Here is an 11,868-nt window from a genome sequence, read left to right on the forward strand (position 1 = left end):
AGCCGCCACCGACAACCTGGCTGAGGATCACCCCACTGCGCTATCCGGCGGACTCGAGACGCCTTCTGAAGGAGCCCCGTTTCGGGTCGGCGCCACCAAAGGACACGCTCCGGCCGGATGCCATGGGGCGGTCTGACCCCTCCTGGTCGGTGATGTCGGTCTCGCCGTCCATCCGGTCGATGTCGGTGGCCGGTTGCTCCCCACCCGACCCGTCGTCGGCCGGCGACTCGAAGCGTTCGAGCGCCTCGACCGGCACCTTTGGCTCTCTGCGCCAGTCGTGGGCCAGTGGCTGGACGGGTCGCCGGCCCACGACGGCGCGGGGCGCCCTGGGATCAACGATCGTCCCAGGACGCGATCGGTGACAGGGCCGCGTTCCGGTCGGATGCGTCGACCGGCGTCCCGGCGCTAGTTCTTCGGGGCCTGCCCGGGTCCCTTGACGCAGTACGGGCAGAAGGGTTCGGGGTCGACGCAGATCTTGACGCTGTCGGAGTCGTTGGCGGGGTCGAGGTCCAGCTCCTTGCCGTCGGCCGTGGCCGTGTTGGTCGTCTCTCCGATCGCTGTGGCCTTGGCATAGACGGTCAACGTGGCCGAGGCGCCACAGGCCAGGGAACCGACCCTCCATATCCCGCTCGCCGGCGCGTAGGTCCCGTCGGAGGCCGTGGCGGACACGAAGGCGAGGTTGGACGGCAGCACGTCCTTGACCGTGACCCCCGTCGCGTCGCTCGGGCCGGCGTTGCGTACGGTGACGCGGTAGATGACGGTCTGGCCCACGGTCACCCTGGTCGCATCGGCGGACTTGACCACGCTGAGGTCCACCGCCGGGTTGACCTCGGTGACGACGTCACCGCTGGTGGAGGTCAGTCGCTCCGGCTCCGGGCCGAGCCGGTTCTCGTAGCTGAGTGTCCCCCGGTTGGTCACCTTCCCCCCGCCCGCTGCGTCCCGACCGACCTTGACCTTGAACTCCACGGTGGTGCCGCCGGGCAGGCTCGTGGCGTTGGGCAGCGAGCCCCCGGCCGCGGGGGTGGCGCCGTTCCCCAAGGTGAAGGAGACCTTGCCGGACGCGGCGTCGAACGCGCCCTGGTCGTCGCCCGCCTGATCGGTCTTGTCCCCGCTGCCCGGGCCGTCGACCACCCGGAGCGAGCCGGGCACGAAGGTGGTCCCCGCAGGGACGGTGTCGGAGAGGCGCACGTTCTCCGCCGTGGCGCCGCCCTTGTTGACCGCGGTGAGGCGGTAGGTGATCACGTCGCCGACGTCGACCGGCCCTCGCGGGCTCGCGGTCTTGCTGAGGACGACGCATGGCGCGGTCGCGAAGGAGATGTCATCGAGCAGGTTGCCGATGGCGCGGTTCCCTCCGGCCGCCGAGACGGAACGGAAGGCGAACCTGGTGGTCGTCTGGCCCGCGGGCACGATGTAGGTGCCGGAGTAGGTGCCCCAGCTCCCGGTGCCGTCCGACATGACCTGCTGTTGCACCGGGGCCGCCGGGGCGCCGATGTCCACGGCCATCGTGTCGACCCCCAGCCGGCCGCGGTGGGACAGCCGCCAGTACAGCTTCGTCCCCGGGGTGGTCGCGCGGTCCTGGTACAGGGTCGAGACCTGGTTGGCGTTCAGCTCGGCGAGTTGCCTGCCCTCCTTGGGCGGGGTGTTGGTCGGGTTCGGCGGGCTGGCCCACAGCTCGATCATGTGGTCGGTGGCGCTGGTGAGCCAGCCGGGCACGTGGTTCGGCGCGCCGGGCTGCGAGGCGTCGGGGAACAAGGCCCACCCCCCGCGGCTGACGACCGGCTGCTCGAAACCGCCGTTGACCAGCGACACCTGGTCGGGGCAGGAGGCGGGATCCGGCGCGACCCGCAGAACCGCCGGGGCGGTGACGGCAGGTGCGGCGTCGGCCGGGACCGCGCCGAACAGCGTCAGCGGAAGGGCCACCGCCGCGAGGGTGGCGACCGGGTAACACATCCCTCGGATGTGCCTCATCGTGATGTTCCTCTCGTCGCAGAGAACTGCCTTCATGCACCGGGCCGGATGAACGGCGCCGGCGCCGGACGGCAGCCTCGCCCGACGAGGGCACGCGGCGGCACGCGACACGTGCGGTCGCACCAACAGTTGGCTTGATCTTGTTCAGCGCGTACCCGACCCCTCGGCATCGCCGACGGTCTGTCCGCCCCGCTGCCGGCATCCACACGCCGATCGAAAACCGGCGCGAGCCGATCCTCAGCCCCAGGCCCATCGGGGACGTCGCCGGTGCAGCGCTCGCTCGTCCTCACCCATTTCGAGCACAACCACCTACCGGCAATTCACCGAGATCACGTCACCGGCTCTTTCCACCACAGTCGCCGCGCATCGACGAAGCAGCGCACGACGTTCCGGCAACATGGACGAGCTTCCCCAGGTCGCCGGACCGGTGGCCTCCTCCGTTCCCGCCGCCACCACCGATGCGTTCGCGCTCGCCGAACCATTCAACGGACGAAACAAAAAAGCACAGAAATGCGACCGATAAAGGGGACGACACCCTCCCCCGGTCGGGAAACCAGCTTCCACCTCGCATTCAATTCGTTTCCCATTCATCTGCAAGAGCGCTTCGCGACTCTCATTTCCACAGGGGAAACGGCGCCGAGTGGAAGCGGGTTCACGTGGGCATGCGTTCGGAGGACCCGGCCATTCTGCGCGACATCGTGGCCGCCGAAATCGGGCGCGCGGGTGCGCGGGACTGGTCGGTCGCCGAGGAAGACTTCTGGTGCAAGGTCACCCCCGACGCCTACCCGATGCCCGACCAGGGATGGAAGCTGCACGTCTCCGCCACGATGCTCTCCGCCCCGCTGGCGCTCGCCCGCGTCTCGCGCGTCCTCACCGAGGCCCGTTGCGCTTTCAAGTTCCCCGCCCGGCTGAGCGACTACTGGAAACTCCTCGAACCGCACTGCAGCCGGGCGCAGGCCGGGAAGTTCATCACCGTCTATCCCCTCGACGACGCCGAGTCGGTGCGCCTGGCCGCCCTGCTCGACGACGCCACCCGGGGACTTCCCGGCCCGGTGATCCTCTCCGACCGTCCGTACCGGAAGGGCGGCATCGTCCATTACCGCTACGGCGCCTTCAGCGGGCACCGCGTGCTCGGCAACGACGGGTTCTACGAGATTCGGCTGCGTTCGCCGCAGGGCCTGCTCGTTCCCGACGAACGGCGGCCGAGCTTCTCCCCGCCGCCGTTCGCGACGTGCCCGTTCGAGGTTCCGGCGGCGAGCCCGCGCCCGCGGGCGGCCGCGGTGATGCTCAATGACCGGTTCATCGTCCGCGAAGCCGTACGGCATGCGAACCGCGGCGGCGTCTACCTCGCCGAGGACACCACCACCGGCCACGACGTCGTCGTCAAGGAGGGGCGTCCGCACGCTTGCGCCGATCTGAGCGGCCGCGACGCGCGAGATCGGATCGCGGCCGAACGTTCCTGCCTGGAAGACCTCGCCACGACCGGGATCACGCCGGCCGTGGTGGACTTCTTCGAGCAGGGCGGCCACACCTTCCTCGTCGAGGAGTTCGTGCCAGGGATCACCCTGCAGCGCTGGTCGGACGAGAACGCCGGACCGCTGGGCGAGGACGGGTTCGGCAGCGCGGCGGCGCAGGTCCTGCCCGTCGTCAGCCGCCTGACCGCGGTGCTCAAGGCGCTGCACGGCCGAGGCTACGTGTTCGGTGACCTGTCGCCGAACAATGTGATGCTCTCCCCCGGCGGCGAACTACGGCTCATCGACCTCGAACACGCGGCCGTGCCGGGCACCACCGTCATGGTGGGCGGGACTCCGGGCTACCTCGCCCCGGAGCTGGCGGGCCACACGGGAGAGTTCCGGCCCGCCCCCCACCCGAGCGCCGACCTCTACAGCCTCGGCGCGATCGTGTACTTCCTGGCGGTCGGCGCCCACCTGGACCCGCCGGGCCCCGACCAGGCGGCCAGGGTGGCGGCGGTCGCGGCGGCCAACCCCACGCTCGCCCTGCTGCGACCGCTGGTGGAGGGCCTGCTGGCGACAGAGCCGGAGCGGCGCTGGTCGCTGGACCGCTGCCTTCGCTTCCTCACCGAGACCGAGCTCGCCCCGGAGCGGGCCACCCCCCGCCACGGGACCCGGCCACCGCGGCGGATCGGCCGCCTGATCGACGACGGGATCGCGCACCTGGTGGAGACGATGGACACGAGCGAGGACGCCCCGTCGCCGTGGCCCAACGCCGCCGACGGCATCGAAGCCGATCCGTGCTCGGTCAACGGCGGCGCGGCGGGAGTCCTCGGCGTCCTGGCGCGGGCCGAACCGCACGCGCCGGCGACTGCGGAACTCGCCCGCTGGTTGAGGCGGCGGCTGGCGGCCGAGGACGTCTGGCCGCCCGGCCTTCACTTCGGGCGTTCCGGCGCGGTGTGGGCGCTGTACGACGCGGCGACGGCCATGGGCGACGCCGAGCTGGCACGGTTCGCGGTGCGGGCAGCGCGGCGGCTGCCTACCGGCCACCCCAGCTCCGACGTGACGCACGGCCTGGCCGGATGCGGCATGACGCTCTTGCACATCGCACTGGCCTCGGGAGATCTCGCGCTGCGAGACCGGGCCGCCGAGACCTTCCGGAACCTGCATCAGGCGCGGTCGTACGGCGCCGGCCGCCCGCAGTGGCCGACGCCGCAGACGTTCGACTCGGGCCTGGCCGGGGCCAACCACTTCGGTTTCGCGCACGGCATCGCCGGCATCGGGACCGCGTTGCTCCACGCGGGCCGGGCCCTCCATCAGCCGGACTGGACGGCGACCGTCCACGAGATCGCTCGCGCCCTCTACGAACATGCCGAAGTGGACAGCGACACCGCGTGGTGGCCGACGCAGCGCGGCGACCTGTCGACGGTGCGCCCGCGCCGGCCGTACTGGTGCAGCGGCTCTTCCGGGATCGGCTCCTTCCTCGTGCGGTACTGGCGCGCCACCGGCGACCCGCCCGCGCTGGACCTGGCGCGCAAGGCCGCGGCGGCCGTGCACCGCACCCGATGGCAGTCAGGACCGGTGCCGTGCCACGGACTGCCCGGCGACGGTGAATTCCTGCTGGACATGGCCGATCTCACCGGTGACGACCGCTACCAGCGGTGGGCGCGCGACCTGGCCGGATGCCTGGAGATCCGCGCGGCCGATCGTCGCGGCCGCCTGCTCGTCCCCGGACCCCACGGAGACTTCCCGCCGACCTTTCTCGCCGGTACGGCGGGGATCGTCGCCTTCCTCCTGCGGCTTCGCGACCGGTCCGCCCGGTTGTGGATGCCGGAGGAGGCCCCCAGGCTCGCCGTTCCCGCAGCGGGACGGCGATGACAGACGGCCGCACCACGGGCGGCCCCGGCATTCACAAGGAGGTGAACGACCATGTCCTTCGACGTTGAGGACCTGCAGGCGCTCCAGGAGCTCGAGCCCGGCGCCAACGAGGCGCTCCGGCTGACCAACTGCATCAAGCACTTCGGCTGCACCGACAACTGACAGCCGAACCCGCCCGCCCGGACACGGGCGGGCGGGGGTCTGTTCGACCACCAGGCGTTCGATACGCCAGTCGGTTCGATACGCCAGTCGGTTCTACACGCCAGTCGTTCGAAGTCGTTCGATCCACCAGACAAGGACAGGCCCGGGCCCGTGCACGATCGTCCCCTCGTCGCTTCGGAGAAGGCTCCCGCCACCGGCACCTGGCGCAGGGTCGTGCGGCTGTTCATGCCGCACCGGCTCGCCATCTGCTTCGTCGTCCTGCTCGTCGTGGCCTACTCCGCGCTGAACGCCGCCGTCCCGTTGCTGACCCAGCTGGTCTTCGACCGGGCGCTGTTCGGCGCGGGCGGCCCCGATCTGCCGCTGCTCGCGCTGATCGCCGGCCTGGCGGCGGCCACCGCCTGCGCGGTGGGCGTGGTGGATCTCGGCCAGACGTGGGTGTCGGCCCGCGTCGCGCAGCAAGTGGTGCACGCGCTGCGCGTGGAGCTGTTCGGCCGTCTCCAGCGCATGCCGCTGGCCTTCTTCGCAGCGACACGAGGCGGCGAGATCCAGTCGCGGCTGGCCAACGACACCGCTCAGATCGAGCACGCCGTCAAGGACACCCTGCCCGGCACGCTGTCCGGCGTCATCGGATTCGTGGCCGCGGCTGGCGCGATGGTGGCACTCTCACCCCGGCTCGCGGGCGCCGCCCTGGTTCTCGCACCGATCGTCGTCTGGGTGGCCTCCCGCTCCGGGCGAGCGCTCAAGAACGTGTCGGAGGTGAGCCAGCGCTCTCGCGCGCACCTGTCGTCCATCGTGGCTGAGCGGCTGTGCCTGGGCGCCGTCACCCTGGCCAGGGTCCACGGCAGAAGCGCGGACGAGGCCGGCAGGTTCGCCGCGGAGAGCCGGCGGCTGATCCGGCTCGGGGTACGCTCCGGGCTGGTGGCCCAAGGGGTGCTGAGCGCGGGACACGTCTTCTTCGTGCTGACCCCCTATCTGGTGTTCGTGGCGGCGGGGCTGTCCGATGGGATCACCCCCGGCACGCTGGTCGCCTTCACCGTGCTGCAGGCCAGGCTGTACCAGCCTCTGTGGCAACTCCTGCACGTCTCCACCGAGTTCCGTTCCGCCCAGGGAGCCTTCGAGCGGGTCTTCGACTACCTCGACATGGAGCCCGCGCCCGAGCTGGAGCCCGGGCCTGATCCACGGCCGGCCCCCTCCCCCGGGCCCGGCGCGCTCACCGTCCGTGAGGCCACTTTCCGGTACGCCGCGGAGGATCGGGACCGTCCCGCGTTGGACGGCGTGAGCCTCACCCTCGCGGCCGGATCCACCACGCTGGTCGTCGGTCCGAGCGGCTCGGGCAAGACGACACTCGGCCACCTGCTCGCCGGCCTGCACGCGCCCACCGAGGGGTCGGTCCGCGTCGACGGGGCGGAGATCGGCCGGCCGTCGCCCGGGCGGGTCTGCATCGCCACGCAGGAGCCCTTCCTCTTCCAGGGCTCGATCGCCGACAACCTCCGGTACGCCGCCCCCGACGCCACCGCGGACGATCTCGTGCGCGCCTGCCGGCTCGCCCACGTCCACGAGCGGATCATGGCACTTTCGGACGGATACGACTCGCTGGTCGGAGAGCGGGGAGCGCTGCTGTCCGGCGGCGAACGACAGCGCATCGCCCTGGCTCGCGCGCTCCTGGCCGACGCGTCAGTGCTGGTGCTCGACGAGGCCACCTCCGCGCTCGACCCGATGACCGAGCTGGAGGTCGTCAAGGCGATCCTGGCCGAGCGGGCCGGACGGACCACGGTGATGATCACCCACAGGTTCGGCGTGCTCGACTCCTTCGACACCGTCGTGGCCCTGGACGAGGGCCGGGTGGCGGAACACGGAGCTCGCCTCGACCTGCTCGGCGACCGGCACGGGTGGTACGCGCGGACGGTCCGCGCTCAGACCGGCGCCGCATGAGCCGAACGGCCCCTTTCGGGCGAGCGAGGGCCGGACGAGGCCCGGCCCGGCCCGGTCACCGCACCGCGCGGCGGTGACGTGAGCGTCACACCTGAGGGGGCTTCACGTACGTCACCCGGACGTTCAGGTAGGTGGAGCCTCCATAGTCGTGCCCACGGATGGCGAGCAGGTTGCAGCACTCCAGGTACTCCGCCGGGACGACGACGTCGATGGCGCCGGTCCTGCAGTAACCGCTCCTGACCGATTGCACGAGATGGCCGTTCAGATAGACCTGGGCGTCGTTGTCTATCGTTCCTTGGATGCGGACCTGCTGCGCGTTGCGCGGGAGATGGAGCCAGTGGCGCACCAGGATGTCGGTGTTGCGCGCCCATGACGTCTTGACGTTCTCGGGAGTGTTGAACGAGCAGCCGCTGGCGGTGCCGAAGCCGGCCTGACCCGTCTGCCACTCACTGTCGTCGAAGCCCCGCTCGTAGAACAGGGGAACGTCGGTCGCGGGCGGCACCTGGCGGTACCTCCAGCCCGTGCTGTTGTAGTCGAGTTCCGTCACGACGGTCTCGCGCCCGTTCGCGGGCTGGGCTGCGGACGCCGGTGAGGTGACGGACATGGCCATGGTGGCCAGCAGCGCAGCCGCCGCCACTCCTGTGGACAGCAAGCGCGATGGTTTCGGCATGAACGGTCTCCTTGTCAATGGCTCGAGATGGTCCGTACGGGAGCGCACCAAAATTCAGGTATGGCCATCGAAGGGGCCAAAACTTTTGGTGCGCTCGCCGATTCGGGGACACAGAACCACAGCCGCCGCCGCGTAGATGGCGGTGACCACGGCATTCGTTATTCCTTGCCGAAAGGTTTCCGCTTCTGTTCCGGTGCTGAACCGAGCGCGAACGGCTCGTCAGGCGAGGGCGACCAGGTCGCGGTAGTCCTCGCTCCACAGGTCCTCGTCCGCGTCGGGCAACAGCAGCACACGGTCAGGACGCAGGGCGTCGATGGCGCCCTGGTCGTGGGTCACCATCACGATCGCTCCAGGGTAGGAGCCGACCGCAGCCAGGACCTCGTCGCGGGAGACGGGGTCGAGGTTGTTGGTCGGCTCGTCCAGCAGCAGCACGTTCGCTCCGGAGTGCACCAGCCCGGCCAGGGCCAGCCGGGTCTTCTCCCCGCCGGAAAGCACCCCGGCGGGCTTGTCCACGTCGTCGCCGCTGAACAGGAACGCGCCCAGGACCTGCCGGGCTTCGCCGTCCGTCAGGTGCGGGGCGGCGTCGGTCAGGTTCTGCCGAACCGTACGATCGGGGCGCAAGGTGTCGTGTTCCTGGGCGAAATAGCCCAGGCGCAGCCCGTGCCCGCGCACCACTCGCCCCGCATCCGGCAGCTCCTCACCGGCCAGGATGCGCAGCAGGGTGGTCTTGCCCGCGCCGTTGAGACCGAGCACGACCAGGCGGCTGCCCCTGTCCACGGCCAGGTCGACCCCGTCGAGGACCTGGCGGCCGTCGTAGGACTTGGCCAGGCTGACCGCGCCCAGCGGTATCCGCCCGCACGGGGCCGGTTCGGGCAGCCGGATTCTGGCCACCTTCTCGGTCCGGCGAGCCGGTTCCAGTTCCGCCAGCATGCGGTCCGCGCGCCGGGCCATGCTGCGGGCCATGACGGCGGTGGCCGAGCGGGCCTTCATCCTGTCCGCCTGCGCGTGCAGCGTGGCGGCTTTGCGCTCGGCGTTCGCCCGCTGCCGCTCCCGCCGCCGCCGGTCCGCCTCGCGCTGGGTCAGGTAGGCGTCCCAGCCGGTGTTGTGGATGTCGATCGCCGCGCGGGTGGCGTCCAGGTGGAAGACCCGGTTGACGACCTCGGCGACCAGCCCGGTGTCGTGGCTGATCAACACCAGACCGCCCTGATGGCCTCGGAGGAAGGTACGGAGCCAGGCGATCGAGTCGGCGTCCAGGTGGTTGGTCGGCTCGTCCAGCAGCAGCGTGCCGCCGTGGCCGGCGAACAGGATCCGGGCCAGCTCCACCCGGCGTCGTTGCCCGCCGGACAGGTTGCCGACCGGCCGGCTCAGCACCCGGTCGGGCAGCCCGAGCCCGGCGGCGACCCGAGCGGCCTCGGCCTCCGCCGCGTACCCGCCGCCGGTCTGGAATGCCGCCTCCGCGCGGGCGTAGGCGTTCATCGCCCGCTCCAGGGCGGCAGGCCCGGTGGCCGCGGCCATCGCGGCCTCGGCCGCGCGCAGCCGGCGCAGAGCCCGGTCCAGGCCACGGGCCGACAGGATCCGGTCGGTGACGGTCACGGCGGGGTCGGCCGCGCGCGAATCCTGGGCGAGGAACTCCACCGCCCCGGTACGGCTGATCGTCCCGGCGGCCGGCTTGGCCAGCCCGGCCAGGGCGGTCATCAGGGTGGTCTTGCCCACGCCGTTGCGGCCGATCAGGCCGATGCGGTCGCCGGGGGACACCGTGAAGGAGATGTCAGAGAGCAGCAGGCGGGCACCCGCGCGCAGCGCGACATCGCGAACAGTAATCATGTCGAAACGCTCCGAGAAAGCTGGAGGACACACTTCTGGCGTGGAAGCGGGTCCTCAGCTAGGAGACTCGGGGCGTCGACATGCCCCCCATGCTAGCCCACACGGTGGGCGCCGGACCGGATCCCTGTGCGGGGCCGGGCCGCGGTGGCCAGGTCCACCGGCACGGGGAGAGAGCCGACGTCGAGGCGCGGGTTCTCGCGGGTGGGCGCGTCCGGCGACTCATCGAGCACGACCAGATCCTCGGCGGTACGGGTGCCGGTCACCGGTGTGCGCCGGCGTAGAAGGCACGGGCGGCGAAGCCGATCCACTCGGGGCGTTCCCAGGTGCTCCAGCGGGCGCGGGCCTGTTCGTCGATCCTCGCGGCCGTCTCGTCGGCGGAGACTCCGGCCGCGCGCAGCCGTGAGGCCTCCCCGTACACGTAGCCGAGGTAGTCGCGGACGTCGCGGATCAAGGAGACGCCGGCCACCTCCCCGTGGCCGGGCACGACGATCTCGGGCTCGCGGGCGGCGAGTTCGTCGAGCACGCCGATCCAGGCCGCGCCGTCCACGTCGACGTCGTACGGCGGGAAGTACGGGGCGATCGGGAAGATGCGGGTCTCGATCAGGTCGCCGCCGAACAGCACCCGGTCGTCGATGACGATGACCTGGTCGGAGCCCGTGTGCGCCGGGCCGACCGCCCGCAGCTCCGCCTTGCGCCCGCCTAGGTCGAGCTCGGCCCGGCCCTCGTAGACAAGGTCGGGATCGACGAGTTCGACGCCTTCGAGCTCGGCCGCCGCGGCGGCGCTCAGCCCCTTGAACATCTCGACGTAGGCGGCGCCCTTGCGGTGCAGCTCCGCGCGCTGGGAGGCGTTGTAGACGATCGTCGCGGCGCCCTTGAACGCCTGCGCCCCGAACCCGTGCTCGGGGTGGAAATGCGTGAGGGTCAGGTACAGGTGCCGGTCGCCGGCCAGGCGCCGGGCCTGCTCCAGGACGTGGGCGCCGTTGCGGGGGCCCATGCCCGTGTCGATGACCAGTGCGGCGTGCTCCCCCACGACGATGCCGACGTTCGGGACGAGCTCGACGCGGTTGTCAGGGATGACGTACACGCCGTCGGCCAGCTCGACGGGCCCGCCGCGCACGATCGGCGGCGGGCTCGTCCGTACGTCGGGAAGGTCGCTCAGGTCGGGGGACGGGTTCGGCGTCAGGTCGGCGGGGCACATGATCCGGCTCCAATCTGAACAGTGTTGAGATGCCTGGGAGCGTAGCAGAGAACTGAGCAGTGTTAAGATCGGGCGATGGCAAAAGGGCGATACCACCACGGCGACCTGCGCAGCGCACTGCTCGACGCCGCCGAGGCCCTCGTACGCGAGCGCGGCACCGACGGCTGGTCCCTGCGCGAGGCCTCGGCGCGCGTCGGCGTCAGCCCCAGCGCCGCCTACCACCACTTCGCCTCCCGCGACACGCTGGTGCGCGCCCTGTCCGAGCGGACGCTCGCCTGGCTCGGGGAGCGCCTGCGCCAGGACTGCGAGCACGCGTCCGGCCAGGGGGACGACCCTCAGCGGCGGCTGATCGCCCTGGGGCGCAGCTATGTGAGCTGGTCGCTCGACGACCCGGCCGTCGCCCGGCTCGTGCTGCGTGGCGGCGCCACCGCTCCGGACTCCGCCATCTCCCCCCACCCGCACGACGTGCTCACCGCGGAACTCGACCGGCTCGCCGATGCCGGCGCCCTGCCGGAACCCGCTCGAGAGGGAGCCGAGTTCGTGCTGTGGGCGGCGCTGCACGGGCTGGCCGTGCTGCTGGCCGACGGCCTGGTCCGCTTCGACGACCCGCGCGCGGTCGAGCTCCAGACCGAGCGCGTGGTCCGTACCACGCTCAACGGCCTGGCCCAGGAGGCGTCGCACGCGGCGGGCCGCCCCGCGGGCCGCTCGGCTCACACCGAGCGCCTGGCCCGCCGTTCGCGTGGATGACACCCTTTCGAGGGGGTACGTCTTTCGACCGGCGGCGC

Annotated in this window: 10 protein-coding genes; 4 read left to right on the plus strand and 6 right to left on the minus strand. The window is 71.5% G+C overall.

The genetic code is table 11. The features are described 5' to 3' along the window. Positions 1-40 precede the first annotated feature (40 nt). Positions 41-256 (minus strand): hypothetical protein, encoded by a 216-nt coding sequence (locus HT134_RS38965; RefSeq protein ID WP_175605512.1) that lies wholly within the window; start codon positions 254-256, stop codon positions 41-43. A 149-nt stretch (positions 257-405) separates the two neighbouring features. Beyond that, on the minus strand, positions 406-1,968 hold the full coding sequence (locus tag HT134_RS38970) for a CLIPPER-2 domain-containing protein (protein ID WP_217708877.1): 1,563 nt from the start codon (positions 1,966-1,968) through the stop codon (positions 406-408). A gap of 397 nt (positions 1,969-2,365) precedes the next feature. Here HT134_RS38970 and HT134_RS47360 point away from each other — a divergent pair, with 397 nt between their 5' ends. The 3 genes from HT134_RS47360 (at position 2,366) to HT134_RS38980 (ending at position 7,391) form a co-directional block, all read left to right on the plus strand. After that, on the plus strand, positions 2,366-2,491 hold the full coding sequence (locus HT134_RS47360) for a hypothetical protein (protein WP_281387873.1): 126 nt from the start codon (positions 2,366-2,368) through the stop codon (positions 2,489-2,491). A gap of 139 nt (positions 2,492-2,630) precedes the next feature. Further along, complete coding sequence (lanL, locus tag HT134_RS38975; protein ID WP_246366364.1) at positions 2,631-5,297, plus strand: class IV lanthionine synthetase LanL; 2,667 nt, start codon at positions 2,631-2,633, stop codon at positions 5,295-5,297. A gap of 312 nt (positions 5,298-5,609) precedes the next feature. Beyond that, a complete protein-coding gene (locus tag HT134_RS38980; protein WP_175605514.1) occupies positions 5,610-7,391 on the plus strand; it encodes an ABC transporter ATP-binding protein in 1,782 nt (593 codons plus the stop codon). A gap of 85 nt (positions 7,392-7,476) precedes the next feature. Here HT134_RS38980 and HT134_RS38985 read toward each other — a convergent pair whose 3' ends face one another. The 4 genes from HT134_RS38985 to HT134_RS39000 all read right to left on the minus strand — a co-directional run bounded on the left by HT134_RS38985 (position 7,477) and on the right by HT134_RS39000 (position 11,083). Further along, positions 7,477-8,061: a hypothetical protein gene (locus HT134_RS38985; protein WP_175605515.1), complete on the minus strand. Its 585-nt coding sequence runs from the start codon at positions 8,059-8,061 to the stop codon at positions 7,477-7,479. A 219-nt stretch (positions 8,062-8,280) separates the two neighbouring features. Beyond that, positions 8,281-9,885 (minus strand): ABC-F family ATP-binding cassette domain-containing protein, encoded by a 1,605-nt coding sequence (locus HT134_RS38990; RefSeq protein WP_175605516.1) that lies wholly within the window; start codon positions 9,883-9,885, stop codon positions 8,281-8,283. A 92-nt stretch (positions 9,886-9,977) separates the two neighbouring features. Beyond that, complete coding sequence (locus HT134_RS38995; RefSeq protein ID WP_175605517.1) at positions 9,978-10,115, minus strand: hypothetical protein; 138 nt, start codon at positions 10,113-10,115, stop codon at positions 9,978-9,980. A gap of 29 nt (positions 10,116-10,144) precedes the next feature. Continuing rightward, on the minus strand, positions 10,145-11,083 hold the full coding sequence (locus HT134_RS39000; RefSeq protein WP_175605518.1) for an MBL fold metallo-hydrolase: 939 nt from the start codon (positions 11,081-11,083) through the stop codon (positions 10,145-10,147). A gap of 75 nt (positions 11,084-11,158) precedes the next feature. Here HT134_RS39000 and HT134_RS39005 point away from each other — a divergent pair, with 75 nt between their 5' ends. Then, the gene (locus tag HT134_RS39005; protein ID WP_175605519.1) at positions 11,159-11,830 is read left to right on the plus strand and encodes a TetR/AcrR family transcriptional regulator; all 672 of its coding nucleotides are present in this window, start codon (positions 11,159-11,161) and stop codon (positions 11,828-11,830) included. Positions 11,831-11,868: the final 38 nt, after the last annotated feature.

The sequence above is a fragment of the Nonomuraea rhodomycinica genome (assembly GCF_013363995.1).
Taxonomy (GTDB): Bacteria; Actinomycetota; Actinomycetes; order Streptosporangiales; family Streptosporangiaceae; genus Nonomuraea; species Nonomuraea rhodomycinica.

Bases quoted from the DNA above. Each gene is read 5' to 3' on its own strand.
- HT134_RS38970 (WP_217708877.1), bottom strand. From the start codon at position 1,968: ATGAGGCACATCCGAGGGATGTGTTACCCGGTCGCCACCCTCGCGGCG.
- HT134_RS47360 (WP_281387873.1), top strand. From the start codon at position 2,366: ATGGACGAGCTTCCCCAGGTCGCCGGACCGGTGGCCTCCTCCGTTCCC.
- lanL (WP_246366364.1), top strand. From the start codon at position 2,631: ATGCGTTCGGAGGACCCGGCCATTCTGCGCGACATCGTGGCCGCCGAA.
- HT134_RS38985 (WP_175605515.1), bottom strand. From the start codon at position 8,061: ATGCCGAAACCATCGCGCTTGCTGTCCACAGGAGTGGCGGCGGCTGCG.
- HT134_RS38990 (WP_175605516.1), bottom strand. From the start codon at position 9,885: ATGATTACTGTTCGCGATGTCGCGCTGCGCGCGGGTGCCCGCCTGCTG.
- HT134_RS39000 (WP_175605518.1), bottom strand. From the start codon at position 11,083: ATGTGCCCCGCCGACCTGACGCCGAACCCGTCCCCCGACCTGAGCGAC.
- HT134_RS39005 (WP_175605519.1), top strand. From the start codon at position 11,159: ATGGCAAAAGGGCGATACCACCACGGCGACCTGCGCAGCGCACTGCTC.